The organism is Methylobacterium sp. A49B (assembly GCF_053346215.1).
Genome location: NZ_JBKFBO010000120.1, coordinates 16,452 through 35,605 on the forward strand (window position 1 = coordinate 16,452; position 19,154 = coordinate 35,605).

Sequence of the window (19,154 nt, forward strand, 5' to 3'; positions counted from 1 at the left end):
GCGACAGCTCCCGGTGGCAATTTGTCTGAGTTAAGCGCCTGCCCTCGGGCGGTCAAGCGCCGTTGCGGGGCGCCTCCGCGGGGAGGCGGAAGATATCAGTCACCGGGGATTGTCGCATCGCGTCGGGCGTTTGCGATGGACGGATCCCAGGTGGATCGGCGATATGGCCGGCAAGAATGTATGTCCGGGAGGGACGCGCTTGGCACGGGACGTGATCCTGGCGACCGATGGCCTGACGATGGAATTCCGCGGATTCCGGGCCGTCAACGATGTGGCCTTGCAGGTGGAGCGCGGGACGATCCACGCGTTGATCGGACCGAACGGGGCCGGCAAGACCACCTGCTTCAACCTGCTGACCAAGTTCTTGATCCCGACCGCGGGCAAGATCCGCTACAAGGATCGCGACATCACCGGCATGAAGGCGGCCGACGTGGCCCGGCTCGGCCTCGTTCGCTCCTTCCAGATCTCCGCCGTCTTCCCCCACCTCACGGTGATGGAGAACGTCCGCATCGCGCTCCAGCGGCGGCGGCGCGGCGATTCCTTCGATTTCTGGCGGCCCGAGCGCGTCCTGCGGGCGCTCAACGGCGAGGCGCTGGCGCTGGTCGAGGCGGTCGGCCTGTCCGACTTCGCCGACGTTCTCGCGGTCGAACTCTCCTACGGCCGCAAGCGCGCCCTCGAGATCGCCACGACGCTGGCCCTCGATCCCGAGATGCTGCTCCTCGACGAGCCCATGGCCGGCATGGGCCACGAGGACGTCGAGCGCACGGCGCAGCTCATCCGCCGCGTCTCCAAGGACCGCACCATCCTGATGGTGGAGCACAACCTCTCGGTGGTGGCGTCGCTGTCCGACCGCATCACCGTCCTGGCCCGCGGCCAGGTGCTGGCGGAGGGCGATTACGCCACCGTCTCGAAGGACCCGCGCGTGGTCGAAGCTTACATCGGGGCGGGACATGCCTGAGGCGGCGCTGAAGACGGTCACGCCGGCCTCCGCGACCGGTTCCCTCCTCACCGTCCGCGGGCTGGAGGGCTGGTACGGCGAGAGCCACGTCCTCCACGGCATCGACATCGACGTGCGCGCCGGTGAAGTGATCACACTGCTCGGCCGCAACGGCGCCGGCAAGACCACGACGCTCCGGGCGATCATCGGCATCCTCGGCAAGCGGGCCGGCTCGATCGTCTACGACGGCGTCGAGACGATCAGGATGGCCTCGCGCAACATCGCCCGCCTCGGGCTCGGCTACGTACCGGAGGAGCGCGGGATCTTCGCGAGCCTCACGGTCCACGAGAACCTGATGCTGCCGCCCCGGGTGAAGCCGGGCGGGATGTCGGTGGCCGACATCCATCAGCTCTTCCCGAACCTCAAGGAGCGCGCCGGCAGTCAGGGCACCAAGCTCTCCGGCGGCGAGCAGCAGATGCTGGCGATCGGCCGGATCCTGCGGACCGGCGCCAAGCTGATCCTGCTCGACGAGCCGACGGAAGGTCTCGCGCCGGTCATCGTCCAGCAGATCGGCCGGACCATCCAGCAATTGAAGGCTCAGGGCTACACGATCGTGCTGGTTGAGCAGAACTTCCGCTTCGCGCAGACGCTCGCGGACCGGCACTTCGTGATCGAGCAGGGTCGGGTTGTCGACATGATCCCCAATGCCGAGCTTGACGCCAATATCGACAAGCTTCACGCCTATCTCGGCGTCTGAGGTTAGCGCTAAAAGCCGCACACGCGCCAGCAAACGGTGCCCCGATACTTGGCCGGTGCAAATCCACCGTGCCGTTGGAGGATGGAAACGAAGATGTTCGGACGTATCGCCCGGCCCGCGACCCTCGCAGCCCTCGCCGGAGCCCTGATGATGGGCACCGCGGCCGCGCAGACCAACGTGAAGATCGGCATCCTCGGCGACCGCTCGGGCGCCTATTCCGACATCAGCGGCGAGGGCTCGGTGGTGGCCGCGAAGCTCGCGATCGAGGATTTCAAGCCGGAGCAGCACGGCCTGAAGGTCGAGATCGTCTCCGCCGATCACCAGAACAAGCCCGACGTCGGCGCCGCCATCGCCCGGCAATGGTACGACCGCGACGCCGTCGACATGATCACGGACGGCGTGACCTCCTCGGTGGCGCTGGCGATCAGCCAGGTCACCAAGGAGAAGAACAAGGTCTTCATCGACACCGGCGCCGGCACCGCCGACCTCACCGGCCCGCAATGCACGCCGAACACGATTCACTGGGTCTACGACACGGTGGCGCTCGCCAACGGCACCGGCGGCGCCATGGTGAAGCGCGGCGGCAACACGTGGTTCTTCCTCACCGCCGACTACGTGTTCGGCCAAACGCTTCAGCGCGACACCACCGCGGTGATCACCAAGAACGGCGGTAAGGTCGTGGGCTCGGTCAAGACGCCGTTCCCGACCTCGGACTTCTCATCCTTCCTGCTGCAGGCGCAGGGGTCGGGCGCGAAGGTGATCGGCCTCGCCAACGCCGGCACCGACACGATCAACTCGATCAAGCAGGCCGGCGAGTTCGGCATCACCGAGGGCGGGCAGGCGCTCGCCGGCCTCCTGGTCTTCTCCTCGGACGTGCACTCGCTGGGCACCAAGGTCGCGCAGGGTCTGGTCCTCACCGAGCCGTTCTACTGGGACCTGAACGACCAGACGCGCGCCTTCTCGGACCGGTTCGCCAAGCAGATGAAGGGCGGCTCGAAGCCGACCGCCAACCATGCCGGCGTCTACTCGGACGTGCTCCACTATCTGAAGGCGGTGGCCGAGCTGAAGTCGACCGCCGACGGCGCCGCCACGGTCGCCAAGATGAAGGCGATGCCGACCGACGACCCGCTGTTCGGCAAGGGCGTGATCCGCGCCGACGGGCGCAAGATCCACGACATGTACCTGTTCGAGGTCAAGAAGCCCGCGGAATCGAAGGGCGAGTGGGACCTCTACAAGAAGCTCGAGACCATCCCCGGCGATCAGGTCTTCCGCCCGCTCAACGAGGGCAACTGCCCCCTCGTGAAGGGTTGAGCGCCGGTCGCGGCACGGAGGGGAGCCCATGACGACGATCTTCGGTGTGCCGACGCAGGCCCTGTTCGGGCAATTGCTGCTCGGCCTGATCAACGGCTCGTTCTACGCGATCCTGTCGCTGGGGCTCGCCATCATCTTCGGGCTCCTGAACATCATCAACTTCGCCCACGGCGCGCTCTACATGATGGGCGCGTTCGTGGCCTGGATGCTGCTCACCTACGTGGGCCTCGGCTACTGGTGGGCCCTGGGACTGGCGCCCCTCGTGGTCGGTGCCTTCGGCATCCTGCTCGAACGGGTTCTGATCGCCCGGCTCTACAAGCTCGACCACCTCTACGGCCTGCTGCTGACCTTCGGATTGGCCCTGATCATCCAGGGCCTGTTCCGCAACCAGTACGGCGTCTCGGGCCTGCCCTACGCGATCCCGGCCGAGCTGTCCGGCGGCCAGCGCCTGCCGTTCATGTTCCTGCCGAACTACCGGGCCTGGGTGGTGGTAGCCTCGCTCACCGTCTGCATCGCCACCTGGCTCGTGATCGAGAAGACCAAGCTCGGCGCCTATCTCCGGGCGGCCACCGAGAACCCGACGCTCGTCCAGGCCTTCGGGGTGAACGTGCCGCTGTTCCTGACGCTGACCTACGGCTTCGGTGTCGCGCTGGCGGGCTTCGCCGGCGTACTGGCCGCGCCGATCTACTCGGTGAACCCAAACATGGGTGCCGACATCATCATCGTGGTCTTCGCCGTGGTGGTGATCGGCGGCATGGGCTCGATCATCGGCTCGGTGATCACGGGCTTCACCCTCGGCCTCGTCGAGGGTCTGACCAAGGTGTTCTATCCGGAGGCGTCGGCCACCGTGATCTTCGTGATCATGGTGCTGGTGCTGCTCGTCAAACCCGCCGGCCTGTTCGGGCGCACGGCCTGACCGCGAACTGAGGCACACCCCATGGCCGACACCGCCGCCCTCGACGCCGCCCCGATCGCCGCCGCGCTGCCGACGACCCGGGACGACAAGGCGCTCCACCGCCTGATCTTCGTCGGCATCGCCGTCCTGCTGATCGTGGCGCCCCTCGTCCTGTATCCCGTCTACCTGATGAAGGTGCTGTGCTTCGCGCTGTTCGCGCTCGCCTTCAACCTGCTTCTCGGCTACGGCGGCCTGCTCTCCTTCGGCCACGCCGCCTATTTCGGCATGGCGAGCTATCTCTGCGCCTACACGGCGAAAAGCCTCGGCTTCACGCCTGAACTGGCGATCCTCACCGGCACGGTGACGGCGGCCCTGCTGGGGCTCGTCTTCGGCGCGCTGGCGATCCGACGCCAGGGCATCTACTTCTCGATGATCACCCTGGCGCTGGCCCAGATGGTGTTCTTCTTCTCCCTCCAGGCGAAGTTCACCGGCGGCGAGGACGGCATCCAGGCGGTGCCGCGCGGCGCGCTGTTCGGCACGATCAGCCTCGCCGACGACCGGGCCATGTACGCCGTCGTGGCGGTCATCTTCATGGCCGGGATGCTGCTCATCTACCGGATCATCCACTCGCCCTTCGGGCAGGTGCTGAAGGCGATCCGCGACAACGAACCGAGGGCGATCTCGCTGGGCTACCGGGCGAGCCAGTACAAGCTCGCGGTCTTCGTCCTCTCGGCGACGCTCGCGGGGCTCGCCGGCTCGACGAAGGCGATCGTGTTCCAGCTGGCCTCGCTCACCGACGTGCACTGGTCGATGTCGGGCGAGGTGGTGCTGATGACCCTCGTCGGCGGCATGGGCACGGTGTTCGGACCGATCGTCGGCGCGCTGGTGATCGTCACGATGGAGACGTATCTCGCGCAGTTCGGCGCCTGGGTGACGATCATCCAGGGCTGCGTCTTCGTGCTCTGCGTGCTGCTGTTCCGCGAGGGCATCGTCGGCCTGATCGCCCGGCTGATCCGCAAGCCCCTCTGAGGCGGCCTTCTCGGCCGGGCCGCGCGCCCGGTCACCGTTCGTTAACCAAGGCCGTTCAACCTGGGATTTCAGAACGGTCAGGTGCCTCCATGACGAAGGCTCGCGCGCTCAGCATCGACGATCCCGCCCTCGACTGCCCGGTGCCGCCGGAGACGGTGGGCCGGCTGATGCGGTCCGATCCCGACGGCGCCGCCTACCTGCTGGACGGCATCCCGGAGGCGACGCGGGCGCGGCTCGCCGTCTGGCTCTACGGCCGCAGCCACACCCACGAAATCGGGATCCGCGTGGCCGCCACGTGCGAGGGCGCGACCCTGCGCCGGGCCGCAGGTCTCGTCGGCAACGTCCTCTACGACCTGTCGCGCCGCCCCTATGCGTCGCCCAGCCACGGCACCCGCGGCAGCGCGAGCCGGATCTCCCTCGGCGGTTCCGCAAGGCGCGCCTGAGCGCTCAACGGATCACCAGGAATAGAAGCTCCGGTCGAAGCCCGTTCGAGGCGGGGCGGGCTTGTACCGCGTCATTCCGGGACTGCGGAGCAGGGCCCGGAATCTAGACCCGCGCGGCGAACTCGAAACGGCTCGGTCGACGGTTCTGGATTCCGGGCTCGCCTGCGGCGTTCCGGAATGACGGCGCGGTTGTTCGACGCTCCATCCGTACCCGCAGATGGTGCAACACGTTAAACCGGCCTCTCGGCCCTGCCTGAGTCACCCGCAGCGATTGGAACGGCACGCCGCAGCCGCTATCGTCGCGGCCGATGTCCGTTTCCCTGACAGCGCCGCACGTCCGCCGCCTCGATCCCATCCTCGTCGACCGCATCGCGGCCGGGGAGGTCGTGGAGCGGCCCGCCTCGGCGGTGAAGGAACTCGTGGAGAACGCGATCGATGCCGGCGCCCGCACGGTCGAGGTCACCGTGGAGGCCGGCGGCCGCCGCCTGATCCGGGTGGTCGACGACGGTCGCGGCATGGCGCCGGAGGACCTCGAACTCGCGGTCGAGCGTCACGCGACCTCGAAGCTCCCCGGTGGCGACCTCTCGGCGATCGCGACGCTGGGCTTCCGCGGCGAGGCCCTGCCGTCGATCGGGGCCGTGTCGCGCCTTACCCTGGTTACCCGCACACACGACGCCGAGGCCGGTGCCAGCCTGACGGTCGATTCCGGCTCGAAGGGCGCCGTCCGTCCTACCCCGGCCCAGCGCGGCACCCGGATCGAGGTGACCGAGCTGTTCGCCGCGACGCCGGCGCGGCTGAAGTTCCTGAAATCGGACCGGGCCGAGAATGCCGCCATCGCCGAGACCCTGCGCCGCCTCGCCGTGGCGCAGCCTGGCATCCGCTTCACCCTGCGGGCCGATGCCGGCCAGCCCCTGATCCTGCCGGCCGAGACCGGTGCCGACGCCGAGCTGCGCCGCCTGACCGCGGTGCTGGGGCCGGATTTCGCCGCGAACGCCCTGCCGGTCTCCCTCGTCCGCGAGGGCTTCTCGGTGACCGGCCATGTCGGCCTGCCGACGTATCACCGCGGTGCCGCCGGCTACATCCACCTCGTGGTCAACGGCCGGCCGGTCCGCGACCGGCTGCTCCTCGGGGCGGTGCGCGGCGCCTACGCCGACACCCTGGCCTCCGACCGACATCCTGTGCTCGGGCTCGCCATCGCCTGCGATCCGGATCGCGTGGACGTCAACGTGCATCCCGCGAAGACCGAGGTGCGGTTCCGCGAGCCCGGGCTTGTGCGCGCGCTGATCGTGAGCGCGATCCACGACGCCCTGAATCGCGGCGGCGCCCGCTCGGCCACGACTGGCGCGGCGCGGACCCTCGAGGCCCTGCGTCCGGCGGCGCCGGCCCTGGCGACCCATACCGGCGCCGCAATGCCGAGCCTGTTCCGGCCCTCGCGTCCGCCTGCCTTCGCTGCCGGAACGCCCTCCGTGGCGGCGCCGTCGGGATACCGGCAGCCGGACACGTGGCAGCCCGCGGCGGCCCTTGCCGCGGATCCCGCACCGGGTTTCGGCGAGACCGCCCAGGCCCTGTTCGAGCCCCCGCGCGCCGCCCCGGCGCCGATCGCCCCGCCGCAGGCCGACAGCCGCCCGATCCCGGCCTCCGACGAGGCCGTCGACCATGCCCTCGGGGCGGCCCGCGCCCAGATCCACGAGACCTACATCCTGGCCCAGACCCGGGATGGCCTCGTGATCGTGGACCAGCACGCCGCCCACGAACGCCTCGTCTACGAGCGGATGAAGGCCGAACGTTCGGCGGGCGGGATCGCCCGGCAGGGCCTGCTCATCCCCGACGTGGTCGAGATGAGCCCTGAGGAGGCCGACCGCCTGGTCGCCGCCGCGCCGGAGCTCGACCGGCTCGGTCTCGCCATAGAGGCGTTCGGCCCCGGCGCCGTGCTGGTGCGGGAGATACCGGCGGCGCTGATCGGGGCGTCGGTGCGCGACCTCGTCACCGACATCCTCGACGCCCTGGCGGCGAGCGGCGACGAGGAGGGGGGGGCCGCCGCGACGGAGGGCGGTCCCCTGGGCCGGCGCCTCGACGCGGTCCTGTCGCGGATGAGCTGTCACGGCTCGATCCGCGCCGGACGCCGCCTGAGGCCCGAGGAGATGAATGCCCTCCTGCGCGAGATGGAGGCGACGCCCAATTCCGGGCAGTGCAATCACGGTCGTCCCACATCGATCGAACTGAAACTCTCCGACATTGAGAGACTGTTCGGCCGTCGATAGACCTCACCGTGCACAGGCACCCGCCAGAGGCCGCGATCCATGGATTTCACCATCTCGCCCCGCGTCGAGGAGTACCGCGCCCGCATCGCGGCCTTCGTGGACGCGCACATCCTGCCGCTGGAGGCGGACCCCTCCGCCTATGACGGCCACGGCAACATCGGCCTGCCCGAACTCGCGCGGCTGCGCGGCCTCGCGCGGGAGGAAGGCCTGTGGTGCCTCCAGCTCAGGCCCGAGACCGGCGGGGCCGGGCTCGACAAGGTCGGCATGGCGGTCTGCTACGAGGCGATGAACCGCTCGATCTTCGGGCCGGTCGTGTTCAACTCCGCCGCGCCGGACGACGGCAACATGATGGTGCTGGAGAAGGTTGCGACCCCCGCCCAGAAGGAGCGCTGGCTCGCGCCGATCGTGGACGGCCGGGTGCGCTCGGCCTTCGCCATGACCGAGCCTCATCCCGGCGGCGGCTCCGACCCCGGCATGATCCAGACCCGGGCCGAGCGGCGCGGCGACACCTACGTGGTCACCGGCCGCAAGTGGTACATCACCGGCGCCGAGGAGGCCGCCCACTTCATCCTGATGGCGCGGACCTCCGACGACGCCCGCAAGGGGCTGACCGCCTTCCTGTTCCACAGGGACCAGCCCGGCTGGGAGATCCTCCGCCGAATCCCGATCATGGGGCCGGAGGAGCACGGCGGCCATTGCGAGCTGCTGTTCGACGGCCTGGAGATCCCGGCCGAGAACGTCCTGATGAACGAGGGCGACGGGCTCAAGCTGACGCAGATCCGCCTCGGCCCGGCCCGTCTGACCCATTGCATGCGCTGGCTCGGCCTGTCGAAGCGCTGCGTCGAGATCGCCCGCGCCTACGCGGCGGAGCGGCACGGCTTCGGGATCCGGCTGGCCGACCGCGAGAGCATCCAGCTCATGCTGGGCGACCTCGCCATGCGGATCGAGATCGGCCGCCTGCTGGTGATGAAGGCCGCCTGGGCGCTGGATCAGGGCAGCTTCGCCCGCAAGGAGGTCTCGATGGCGAAGGTGCACGTGGCCAACCTCCTGCACGCTGCGGCCGACGTGGCGATCCAGATCAACGGCGCCCGCGGCTACTCCACCGACACGCCGCTGGAATGGATCTACCGGTACGCCCGGCAGGCCCGGCTGGTGGACGGGGCCGACGAGGTCCACAAGATGGTGCTCAACCGCAACCTGGAGGCCGAAGGCGACGCCTTCTGGTCGTGGCCGGTGGGCGCGTGAGCGAGGAGTTCCGAGCATGACCGATGTCGTCATCACCGGCGCGGTGCGGACCGCGATCGGCACTTTCGGCGGCGCGCTGGCGGCGATCCCGCCCTCGGAGCTGGCGGCCAGGTGCGTGGCGGAGGCTCTGCGCCGTGCCGGAACGGCTCCGGAGGCGATCGGCCACGTGGTCCTCGGCAGCGTGATCCCCACCGAGCCTCGGGACGCCTACATCGCCCGCGTCGCCGCCATGGAGGGCGGCATCCCCAAGGAGGTGCCGGCCATGACGGTCAACCGCCTCTGCGGCAGCGGCCTGCAGGCCATCGTCTCGGCCGCCCAGTCGATCCTGCTCGGCGATGCCGAGACGGCCGTCGCCGGGGGCGCCGAGAGCATGAGCCGCGCGCCGCACCTCCTGAAGGTCGGGCGCAACGGGCAGCGCATGGGCGATGCCGTGCTGGTCGACTACATGCTCGGCGCGCTGAGCGACCCGTTCGGCAACGGCCACATGGGCGTCACCGCGGAGAACGTGGCGGAGCGCTATGGCATCTCCCGCGACCAGCAGGATGCCTTCGCCGCCGAGAGCCAGGCGCGGGCCGCCCGGGCCATCCGCGAGGGCCGGTTCCGCGACCAGATCCTGCCGATCGACGTGCAACGCAAGCGCGAGACGGTGGCGTTCGACACCGACGAGCACCCGAAGGCCACGAGCGCCGAGGACCTCGGCAAGCTGCGCCCGGCCTTCTCCAAGACCGGCAGCGTGACGGCCGGCAACGCCTCGGGCCTCAACGACGGCGCCGCCGCCCTCGTGCTGTCAAGCGCGAGCCGGGCCGAGCGCGACGGCCGCACGCCGCTCGCCCGGATCGTCGGCTACGCCCATGCGGGCGTGGATCCCTCCGAGATGGGGATGGGCCCGGTCCCGGCGGTGCAGCGCCTTCTGGCGCGGACGGGCCTGCGGGCGGCGGATTTCGACGTCATCGAGTCCAACGAGGCCTTCGCGGCGCAGGCCTGCGCGGTGTCGCGCGAACTGGACCTCGATCCCGACAGGGTCAACCCCAATGGCGGCGCCATCGCGCTCGGCCACCCGATCGGCGCCACCGGCGCGATCATCACCGTCAAGGCGCTCTACGAACTGGCCCGGACCGGCGGCCGCTACGGGCTGGTGACCATGTGCATCGGCGGCGGCCAGGGTATCGCCATGGCGGTCGAGCGGCTGCACTGAGATGGCCGATCTCTTCGACCTTTCCGGCCGGCACGTTCTGGTCACCGGCGCCTCCAGCGGCCTCGGCCGCCACTTCGCCGGAACCTTGGCCCGGGCGGGGGCGCGCCTGTCCCTCTGCGCGCGCCGGGCGGACGCCCTCGCCGAGACCGTCGCCCGCGTCGCCGAGGCAGGCGGGCAGGCCCACGCGGTGGTCATGGACGTGACCGATGCGGCCAGCATCGAGCGGGCGCTCGACGCCGCCGAGACGCGCTTCGGTCCCGTCCAGGTGCTCGTCAACAATGCCGGCGTCACCGCCACCAAGCCCGCCCTCGACCTCACGGAGGCGGACTGGGACGGGGTACTCGACACGAATCTGAAGGGCGTCTGGCTGGTCGCGCAGGCCGCGGGACAGCGCATGGTCCGGCACGGGACCGGCGGCAGCATCGTCAACATCGCGTCGATCCTGGGGCTGCGCGTCACCGGGGGGCTCGCGCCCTACGCGGCCTCGAAGGCGGGTGTCGTGCAGCTCACCAAGAGCCTGGCGCTGGAATGGGCCCGCCACAGGATCCGGGTGAACGCCCTGGCGCCCGGCTACATCAAGACCGAGCTCAACGACGCCTTCTTCGAATCCGAGGCCGGGAAGGCCCTGATCAAGCGCGTGCCGCAGCGGCGACTCGGCGAGGCGGCGGAACTCGACGGCCCGCTGCTGCTGCTCGCCTCCGATGCCGGGGCGTACATGACCGGCAGCGTCGTCGCGGTCGATGGCGGCCACTTGGTGTCGGGCCTGTAGCGGATGGATCAGGAACGGCTGCGCGCGTGGCTGGCCAGTCATCTCGACTGTCCGGACCTCTCCATCGCGGAGGTTCGCCCGCTCGGGGGCGGTTCGATCCAGGAAAACCGGCTGGTCCGCTGCCGTCTCGGAAACGAGGTGCGCGCTTTCGTCCTGCGCATGGACGCCGCCGCCACCATCGCGTCGAGCCGTTCGCGGGCGGAGGAGTTCCGAATCCTCGAAGCGGTCTGGCGCGCGGGTGTGCGGGTGCCCGAACCGGTCGGCTTCTGCGCGGATCCGGCGGTCGCCGGCGCGCCCTTCGCGCTGATGGGTCTGGTCGAGGGCGTGGGCCTCGGGCCGCGCATCGCCAAGGACCTCGGCCTCGGCGGCGACCGGGAGCTCCTGACGGCGGACCTGGGACGCGAGCTCGCGCGAATCCACCGGACTCTCGACGTTCAGGAGCCGGTGCCCGCCGCCCTGGCCTTTCTCGGCGCGCCCGAACCGGATCCTGCCCGCGCCGAGATCGCCCGGCTGCGCGCGTGCCTCGACGGGATCGGGGCGCGGCGACCGGCGATCGAATGGGGCCTGCGCTGGGGCGAGGTTCGCGCCCCCGACTGCCCGGTTCCGACCCTCGTCCATCGGGATTTCCGCACCGGGAACTACATGGTCGACGGCACCGGCCTCACCGCGGTGCTCGATTGGGAATTCGCCGGCTGGGGTGACCCCGCGCAGGATCTCGGCTGGTTCTGCGCCGCCTGCTGGCGGTTCGGCCGAACCGAACTGGAGGCCGGCGGCATCGGGTCCCGCGCCGCCTTCTACCGCGGCTACACCGAGGCCGGCGGGCGCGCCGTCGATCCGGAGCGCGTCGCCTACTGGGAGGTGATGGCGCATGTCCGCTGGGCGGTGATCGCCCTGGAGCAGGGCGCCCGCCACGTCTCCGGCCGCGAGTTCTCGCTGGAGCTGGCGCTGACCGGCCGGATGGTGCCCGATCTGGAACGGACCATCCTGCGGGCGACCGCCCCCGGAGCCTGGAGCTGAGCATGCGGGACGAGCCATCCGGCGCCGACCTCCTCGACGCGGCCCGCCGGGCGCTGACCGAGGAGGTGGTTCCCGGCCTCACTGGCCGCCCGCGCTACGTCGCGCTGATGGTGGCCAACGCGATCGGGATCGCGACCCGCGAGACCGCCGAGGGCGATCGACAGCGCGGGACGACCGAGCGCGTCCTCGCCGGCCAGTCCGCCGCGGATCTCGTGGAAGCGATCCGCTCCGGCGCACGGGACGCCGATCCCGACCTGCACGCCGCCCTGAGCGCGGCCGCAGACGTCGCTGCGCAGATCTGGAAGCTGGCCGCGCCCTCCGCCGCAGCTCAGGACGATGGCAGATCCCGCGCCTGATCGCGCAGCACGAACTTCTGGATCTTGCCCGTCGAGGTCTTCGGCAGGGGGCCGAACACGACCATCTTCGGCACCTTGAACCGGGCCATGTGCGCGCGGCAGAAGGCGATCACGTCCTGATCGCTCGGCGCGTCGGCCCCGGGCTTGATCTCCAGGAAGGCGCACGGACTCTCACCCCAGGTCGAGTCCGGCCGCGCCACCACGGCGGCCAGCATCACGGCGGGGTGGCGCATCAGCACCTCCTCCACCTCCAGGCTGGAGATATTCTCGCCGCCCGAGATGATGATGTCTTTCAAGCGATCCTTGATCTCGACGGAGCCGTCCGGGTGCCAGACTGCGAGGTCGCCGGTCCGGTACCAGCCGCCGGAGAGCGCCCGGTCGGTGGCATCGGGATTGCCCAGGTAGCCTTTCATCACCGTGTTGCCGCGCAGGAGAATCTCGCCGACCGCCGTGCCATCCCGGGCCACAGGCGCGTCAGTCGCCGGATCGACCACCGACACCGCTTCGAGGGTCGCCAGCGGCACGCCTTGCCGGGCCATGCGGGCGTAGCGGTCCGCATCGGTCAGCGCAGCCCAGTCCGGCTGCGCCAGGCAGACCGTCGCCGGGCCGTAGCTCTCGGTGGCACCGTAGAGATGCGTCACCTGAAAGCCCAGCTCCTCCATGGTGCGGATGATCGTCGAGGACGGCGCCGCCCCGCCGACCGCGCAGCGCACCCGCTGCGGGAAGGCGACCCGATCGGCGGCGGGCGCGTGGGCGATCATCGAGAGCACGATCGGGGCGCCGCAGAGATGCGTCACGCCGTGCGCGGCGATCAGCCGGAAGATCGCGGCCGGCTCGATCTTGCGCAGGCAGACCTGGGTCGCGCAGGCCGCGACGCTCGCCCAGGGATAGGACCAGCCGCTGCAATGGAACATCGGCAGCGTCCAGAGATACACGCTCTCGGCCGTCAGCCCGAAGGTCACCGCGTTGCCGAGTGCCTGGAGATAGGCGCCGCGATGGCTGTAGACCGCGCCCTTGGGATCGCCGGTCGTGCCGGAGGTGTAGAGCAGGCAGAGCGACTGCCACTCGTCCGCCGGGCCGGTCCAGGCATAGTCCGGGTCGCCGGAATCGAGCAGGGCCTCGTAGGAAACCGCGCCGGGGATGCCGGTCTCGCCGATCGCCACCACCAGGATCGGCTGCGCAAGGTCGGCGAGGGCCTGCGCCGCCAGCGGCGCGCAATCGGCCTCGACGATCAGCACCCGGGCGCCGCCATGGGCCAGCGAGAAGGCGATGGTCGCCGGATCGAGGCGGGTGTTCAACGGATTGAGCACGGCGCCCAGCATCGGCACGCCGAAATGCGCCTCGATCATCTCGGGCACGTTCGGGGCGAGGATGGCGACCGTGTCGAGGGTTTCGATCCCGCGGGCCGCCAGCGCCGAGGCGAGGCGGCGACACCTTGCGTAAAGGTCCGCGTAGGTGAGATGCCGGTCGCCGTCGATCACCGCGACCCGCGCGCCGACCGCGGCGGCGGCCCGGGCCAACAGGCTCGCCGGCGTCAGGGGCACGTAATTGGCGAGCCTCCGGTCGAGTCCGGCCTCGAATCGATGCCGGGCGGTCCCGTCCGGACGATCGGGCGTCTGAAGGGTCTCCGTCATCGTGCAGCCTTCTGAGCGGGCGGCGGGCGTGGCGTTCGCTCCGCGGGACAGAGATTTCGCCGCGGCCCCGGCTGTCAATCGCCGCCGCTGCCGGGCGCCTCACCGGGACCGGTTTCTGTCACGACGCAGAGTTGACGGCAGGATCGCCCTGGCGGAAGGCCATCTGTGGACCACGGCGCCGGGCGAGGCGCCGCGACGGACGAGATGCGGGGGACGACAGTGGGAAACGACAACCTGCCGGCGGTCTCGACCCAGGCCGGGCGTGCCGCGGCGGAAAGCGGCGTGGCCCGGGCACGGGATGCCTACGAGCGCTTCGCCGAGGCCGGCGAGATGGCGCTCAACGCCTTCGAGACCTCGATGGCGCAGACCTTCGAAGGCTGGCGTTCGGTGATGGGCTCCAGCCGCGAGACCGCGCACCAGCTGACCGACAGCAACGTGGCCGGTGCCCGCCGGATGCGCGAGCAGTGGGACGCTGCAGGCGCCCGGCTCTACAACGCCTTCGAGGACAACGCCTCCCACGCCATGGCGGCGATGCGCGAGATCGGCCACCGGGTGCTGATCGCCGCAGACACCAACATCCGCGCCAACCTGGATTTCGCGGAACGTGTCGCGAAGGCGGCCGACGCCCGGGAAGCCGCGACGCTGAACCTTGCCTTCCTTCAGGAGCAGTCGCGCCGGCTCACCGAACAGATGGTCGATCTCCACCAGACCACCAGCCGGCTCGCCCGCGAGGCCGCCGCCCGCACCGAGAAACCGTGAGCGCCCCCTCGGCGGGGCAGGTCGCGGCGGCGGACGCGGCGATGCCGCGGCTCGACGACCTCAGCGAGGCCGACGTGCCGTTCCGGACCGGCCACTTCTGGGCCTACGCCCCGCACGATTTCCACCGCATCGCCTACGTCGAGTGGGGCGACCCGGAGAGCCCGCACGTGGTGGTCTGCGTCCACGGCCTGAGCCGCCAGGGTCGCGATTTCGATGCGCTGGGTTATCGCCTCGCCAAGATGGGATACCGGGTCGTCTGCCCGGACCTGGCCGGGCGCGGCCTGAGCGGCTGGCTCAAGGATCCGGAACTCTACGGTTTGCCCCAATACGCGGCCGACATGGCGGCGCTGATCGCGCACCTGCGCCTCGCCGGCAAGATCGACTGGGTCGGCACATCCCTCGGCGGGCTGACCGGCATGGTTCTGGCCGCCTCGGCGAACACGCCGATCCGTCGCATGGTGATCAACGACATCGGCCCGTTCCTGCCCTGGGCCCCGATCCGCCATATCGGCTCGCGCCTGCGCGACGCACCGCGGCTGCACCACAACCTCGCATCGGGCGAGTCGCGCCTGCGGACCGTGCTGGCCCCGTTCGGGCCCCTCACCGACGAACAGTGGCGTCACATCGCCAAGCACAGCTTCTTCCGCGAGCCGAACGGTGGCTGGCGCCCGCACTACGATCCCGGCATCGGTGACGCCTTCCGACCCGGCCGGGTCTACAGCGTCAGCATGTGGCGGGACTGGGATGCGATCACCTGCCCGGTCCTCCTGCTGCGCGGCGCGCATTCGGACCTGCTCCTGTCCTCGACCGCCGACGAGATGACCCGGCGGGGTCCGCCGACGCGGCGCGTCGAGATCCCCGAATGCGGTCACGCCCCGGCGCTGCTCGACGAAGCCCAGCTCGCCATCGTCACGGACTGGCTGGGACCCGCCGCCTGAGCGACCCGTGCGGGACGCGGTCTGGATCGCGCCCCGGGGCCGGAGAGGCCGGGCCGCCCACCTCGGCGAAGGGCCGCATATTCCGACAGTTAATTCGAGTCCTCGATCGCAGATCTCTAAATTTTGTTTTACATTTTCCTGCTGATTATTTGCTGTTGTACAAGTAAATTCTGGAACGTTCCCCGACGCACAGCGACGCTGTGCTGATGATCGCAAACTTTCGAACGTAACCATTTATTGCGCGCAGTCATCGACTGTGGCATCAACCACGGCGCGCCGAAAGCTTGACTGTGCGTGATCGAGCCCGCGGGTGGCGTTTCGCGGCCGACGCGGCGGCCAGGCTGGGCAACCTACTGAGATGACTGTCGGACGACTTTCCATGGCCAATCCAACCCCCAAGCCGAAGCAGACCACAGCGATCGATCACGGGGTCGGCAGCCGCATCGCGTTCCTGCGTGCCGCCAACGGGCTGAGCCAGTCCGCCCTCGCCAGCGCGCTCGGCGTGAGCTTCCAGCAGGTGCAGAAGTACGAGACCGGCAAGAATCGCGTCGGCGCCGGGCGCCTGCAGGCGATCGCCGAACGGCTTGGGGTGCCGGTCTCCAGCTTCTTCGAACCCGAGCCGGAGACCGGCACGGAGAACGGGCCGGCCCTCCTTCGCCTCACCGGCGCGCTCGAACTTCTGCGCGCCTATAACCAGATCACGGACGATCAGATGCGCCGCGACGTCCTGGCCCTGGTGAAGTCCGCATCGCGGCTGGCGCAGGCGCGCGCGTCGGGGGCAGCGTCCGTGGACGCCTGAAGGTCGCGCCCGACAGGAGGCCGCCATCGATCCGACGAATCTCGTAAACCTGTTCAAGGACGTACCGGTCGATTCGCCGGATGAGGTCGTCACGGTGCTCGTCGCGGTGCCGGGCCTGCGCGTCGAGCGCATCGTCTCGTGCGGACAAGCGAGTCCGCGGGGGTTTCATTACGATCAGCCGCACGCAGAATGGGTCGCGGTCCTTGCCGGCTCGGCGGACCTGCGCTTCGTCGATGAGCCGGTGCCGCGGCGGTTGAGTGCAGGCGATTCCGTCTTGATCGAACCGCATCGCCGCCATCGTGTCGAGCGAACGGATACGCCGACGGTGTGGCTCGCGATCCATTTCGGCCCGCAGGTGCAGATCCCGCAGGCGGTCTAGGCGCCGATCAGCCGGCGAAACGGGCGAGTGCCACGGCCGTGTCGCCGTAGACGCGGCGCTCCAGCTCGGTGAAGCCCGCCGGCCACGCCAGTCGCACGACCTCGGATTCCTCGACGATCACGAGGGCACCCGCGGCGAGCCAATCGCCCGCGGCCGCACTCGCCAGAGCCCGCGGCGCCAGATCGCGCTGGTACGGCGGATCGCAGAACACGAGGGAGAACCGGCCGGCGGTCCCGGCTGGCCCGAGGCGCGTCGCGTCGCGGCGGAACAGCCGCGTCATCCCCTCGGCACTGAGCATCTCGATGTTCGAACGAATCACCGCGCGGGCTTCGGCTCCCTCATCGACCAGCAGCGCGTAGGCGGCGCCCCGCGACAGCGCTTCGAACCCCAGGGCTCCGGTGCCGGCGAAAAGGTCCAGCACCCGGGCGTTGGCTACGGCTCCCTCGTAGGCATGCGTCAGCACATTAAAGAGCGATTCGCGGAGGCGGTCCGAGGTCGGCCGGATCGCATCGGTACGCGGCGTCGCGAGCTTGCGACCGCGCCACGCACCGCCGACGATCCTCATCGCGCTCCGCGCGGCGGCCGCCCGCCCCCGGGCTTGGATCCGCCACCCGGCCGTGCTCCGCCCCGGGGCGCTGATCCCGGTCGACCGCCGGGCCTGCCACCCGCACCACCGCCCGCGCCCTTGCCGAACCCGTTTCCGGACCCCTTCCCGGCGAAGCCGCCGGGTCTGGAGCCGCCAGGTCTGGAGCCGCCGGGCTTGGACGCCCCGGGTTTCGAAAATCCGGGTTTGGCGCCGCGGGGCTTCCCGCGATCGAAGGCCGGGTCGTCCCTGCCGGCCTCTGCGCGTGGAGCCCGGAAGCCGCCCTTGCCGCGCGATGCGCCGTCCGATGGGCCGCCCTCGAAGGAGCGTTCGCGACGGCCGCCCGGCCTGGGACCGCGATCCTCATCGCGCCGGGACTGCGCGCGCGGACCCGCGCCGGCGCGCGCCGCCTCGCTCTGCGGCCGCTCCCTGGCCCCGCGCTCGCCCCCGGAAACCGTCTCGCGCTCGGGTCGGGCACCCGTGCGGCGCGCGGGACGCTCGGAGGCGCTGTCCTCGGCGTACCGGCGCCGCGCCTTCACGGGCGGCGGTGCCTCGACGGGCGTGGCCGACAGGCGCTCCACGACGACGCGACGGTCGCCGGCCCGGATCGACCCGACCCGCTCGCGGCCACGCTCCGCGGCGGCGGCCTGCGCGGCCCGCGGATCCGCCCCTCGGCGCGGGATGCGCGTTCCCCGCGGCTTCACCGCCTCCTCGTCGCGCCACGCCGCGTTGCGCGGTCCGGACCCGGAGCCGCCCGTCGAGACGCGCGGCGTCGGCGCCGGCCGCGCGGCATTACGGCGGCTGGCGGGCGCCTGGGCCGTCCGCGCGTCTCGCTCAACTTTCTTGCCCGATCCGAACGGCGTGATCGGTTCGCGCACCGGACTCTCGAAATCGACGCCCGCCTGCTCGGCGAGGCTCTTGCCTAGCTGATCCTTGAGGACGCGCGTCCGCACCTCCTCGACGAGGCCGACTTCGAGGTCGCCGAGCTGGAAGGGCCCGAAGGAGAGCCGGATCAGGCGGTTCACCGAGAGGCCAAGATGCTCGAGGATCCGCTTGACCTCGCGGTTCTTCCCCTCGCGCAGGCCGAGCGTCAGCCAGACGTTGTCGCCCTGAACCCGGTCCAGGGTGGCCTCCACGGGACCGTACTCCATCCCGTCGATCGTCACGCCCTTGGCGAGCTTATCGAGTTGCGCCTGATCCGTATCGCCGTGGGCGCGGACGCGGTAGCGGCGCAGCCAGCCCGTGTCGGGATGGGCGATCACCTTTGCCAGGCCGCCATCGTTGGTGAGGAGCAGCAGGCCCTCGGTGTTGATGTCGAGGCGTCCCACGGCCACCACCCTGGGGAGCTCGTCCGGCAGGATCTCGAAGACGGTCTGCCGGCCCTCGGGATCCTTCGCCGTCGTGACCACGCCGCGCGGCTTGTGGAAGATCCACAGTCGGCTGCGCTCCCGAAGCGGCAGCGGTGCTCCGTCAATGAGGATACGGTCGTCCTCGGTGACGTTTCGGGCGGGTGAGGTCAGGGTCTCGCCGTTCACGCTGACCCGGCCGGCGAGGACCATCGCCTCCGCATCCCGGCGCGAAGCGACACCGGCCCGCGCCATCGCCTTGGCGATCCGCTCCCCCGGCGGCGTCGCCACCGGTTCGTCTCCGGCCGATTCGGCCTCGGCGACGGGCTGCGGCGCCGGCGGCTCACCCTTGCGTTTACCGGCGCCGCCCTTGACCGGGCGTCCGGCTGGTTCGGCGGCGAGGCCCGCATCGGTGCTTGGCGCCCAGCTTTCCGGCCGCGTCGTCTCGGGTTCCGGCTGGGCGGGGCCCTCCGGCAGGTCGTGGTTCGGCGTATCGCTCAT

Annotated in this window: 19 protein-coding genes; 16 read left to right on the forward strand and 3 right to left on the reverse strand. The window is 70.5% G+C overall.

Annotation, left to right across the window (positions count from 1 at the left end; genetic code table 11):
* Positions 1-199 precede the first annotated feature (199 nt).
* From ACLBX9_RS24190 to ACLBX9_RS24245, 12 genes are all read left to right on the forward strand, one after another.
* On the forward strand, positions 200-958 hold the full coding sequence (locus ACLBX9_RS24190) for an ABC transporter ATP-binding protein (RefSeq protein WP_010683566.1): 759 nt from the start codon (positions 200-202) through the stop codon (positions 956-958).
* A complete protein-coding gene (locus tag ACLBX9_RS24195; RefSeq protein WP_010683565.1) occupies positions 951-1,694 on the forward strand; it encodes an ABC transporter ATP-binding protein in 744 nt (247 codons plus the stop codon). Before ACLBX9_RS24190 ends, ACLBX9_RS24195 begins: the two co-directional genes overlap by 8 nt.
* A 93-nt stretch (positions 1,695-1,787) precedes the next feature.
* Complete coding sequence (locus tag ACLBX9_RS24200; RefSeq protein WP_447720720.1) at positions 1,788-3,005, forward strand: ABC transporter substrate-binding protein; 1,218 nt, start codon at positions 1,788-1,790, stop codon at positions 3,003-3,005.
* 28 nt (positions 3,006-3,033) lie between these two features.
* Positions 3,034-3,921, forward strand: coding sequence for a branched-chain amino acid ABC transporter permease (locus tag ACLBX9_RS24205; RefSeq protein WP_010683563.1), 888 nt, complete (start codon positions 3,034-3,036; stop codon positions 3,919-3,921).
* Between the two features lie 21 nt (positions 3,922-3,942).
* Positions 3,943-4,929: a branched-chain amino acid ABC transporter permease gene (locus ACLBX9_RS24210; protein ID WP_010683562.1), complete on the forward strand. Its 987-nt coding sequence runs from the start codon at positions 3,943-3,945 to the stop codon at positions 4,927-4,929.
* An 89-nt stretch (positions 4,930-5,018) separates the two neighbouring features.
* Positions 5,019-5,372, forward strand: a complete 354-nt coding sequence (locus ACLBX9_RS24215; RefSeq protein WP_010683561.1) for a hypothetical protein — start codon at positions 5,019-5,021, stop codon at positions 5,370-5,372.
* Between the two features lie 308 nt (positions 5,373-5,680).
* Positions 5,681-7,633 carry a DNA mismatch repair endonuclease MutL gene (mutL, locus tag ACLBX9_RS24220; protein ID WP_447720721.1) on the forward strand — a complete coding sequence of 651 codons (1,953 nt, stop codon included), beginning with the start codon at positions 5,681-5,683 and terminating at the stop codon, positions 7,631-7,633.
* 39 nt (positions 7,634-7,672) lie between these two features.
* A complete protein-coding gene (locus tag ACLBX9_RS24225; RefSeq protein WP_010683559.1) occupies positions 7,673-8,878 on the forward strand; it encodes an acyl-CoA dehydrogenase family protein in 1,206 nt (401 codons plus the stop codon).
* Between the two features lie 16 nt (positions 8,879-8,894).
* Positions 8,895-10,073, forward strand: a complete 1,179-nt coding sequence (locus ACLBX9_RS24230) for an acetyl-CoA C-acyltransferase family protein (protein ID WP_447720722.1) — start codon at positions 8,895-8,897, stop codon at positions 10,071-10,073.
* Between the two features lies 1 nt (position 10,074).
* Positions 10,075-10,842 carry an SDR family NAD(P)-dependent oxidoreductase gene (locus ACLBX9_RS24235; protein ID WP_447720723.1) on the forward strand — a complete coding sequence of 256 codons (768 nt, stop codon included), beginning with the start codon at positions 10,075-10,077 and terminating at the stop codon, positions 10,840-10,842.
* A gap of 3 nt (positions 10,843-10,845) precedes the next feature.
* Positions 10,846-11,859 carry a phosphotransferase family protein gene (locus tag ACLBX9_RS24240; RefSeq protein ID WP_447720724.1) on the forward strand — a complete coding sequence of 338 codons (1,014 nt, stop codon included), beginning with the start codon at positions 10,846-10,848 and terminating at the stop codon, positions 11,857-11,859.
* Between the two features lie 2 nt (positions 11,860-11,861).
* Entirely contained in the window at positions 11,862-12,215 is a 354-nt protein-coding gene (locus tag ACLBX9_RS24245; protein WP_447720725.1) for a DUF6285 domain-containing protein, read from the forward strand.
* Here the strand turns inward: ACLBX9_RS24245 and ACLBX9_RS24250 are convergent.
* Positions 12,188-13,849: an AMP-binding protein gene (locus ACLBX9_RS24250; RefSeq protein WP_447720726.1), complete on the reverse strand. Its 1,662-nt coding sequence runs from the start codon at positions 13,847-13,849 to the stop codon at positions 12,188-12,190. The genes ACLBX9_RS24245 and ACLBX9_RS24250 overlap by 28 nt on opposite strands.
* Before the next feature lie 204 nt (positions 13,850-14,053).
* Between ACLBX9_RS24250 and ACLBX9_RS24255 the strand changes: the two genes are divergently transcribed.
* From ACLBX9_RS24255 to ACLBX9_RS24270, 4 genes are all read left to right on the forward strand, one after another.
* On the forward strand, positions 14,054-14,608 hold the full coding sequence (locus ACLBX9_RS24255) for a phasin family protein (protein WP_447720727.1): 555 nt from the start codon (positions 14,054-14,056) through the stop codon (positions 14,606-14,608).
* Positions 14,605-15,546, forward strand: coding sequence for an alpha/beta fold hydrolase (locus ACLBX9_RS24260; RefSeq protein ID WP_039892907.1), 942 nt, complete (start codon positions 14,605-14,607; stop codon positions 15,544-15,546). Before ACLBX9_RS24255 ends, ACLBX9_RS24260 begins: the two co-directional genes overlap by 4 nt.
* Positions 15,547-15,925: 379 nt before the next feature.
* Complete coding sequence (locus ACLBX9_RS24265) at positions 15,926-16,345, forward strand: helix-turn-helix domain-containing protein (protein WP_010683551.1); 420 nt, start codon at positions 15,926-15,928, stop codon at positions 16,343-16,345.
* Positions 16,346-16,394: 49 nt separating this feature from the next.
* Complete coding sequence (locus tag ACLBX9_RS24270; RefSeq protein WP_244625680.1) at positions 16,395-16,724, forward strand: cupin domain-containing protein; 330 nt, start codon at positions 16,395-16,397, stop codon at positions 16,722-16,724.
* 7 nt (positions 16,725-16,731) lie between these two features.
* Here the strand turns inward: ACLBX9_RS24270 and rsmD are convergent, their stop codons facing one another.
* Positions 16,732-17,289, reverse strand: coding sequence for a 16S rRNA (guanine(966)-N(2))-methyltransferase RsmD (rsmD, locus tag ACLBX9_RS24275; protein ID WP_447720728.1), 558 nt, complete (start codon positions 17,287-17,289; stop codon positions 16,732-16,734).
* Positions 17,286-19,154, reverse strand: coding sequence for a pseudouridine synthase (locus ACLBX9_RS24280; RefSeq protein ID WP_447720729.1), 1,869 nt, complete (start codon positions 19,152-19,154; stop codon positions 17,286-17,288). Before ACLBX9_RS24280 ends, rsmD begins: the two co-directional genes overlap by 4 nt.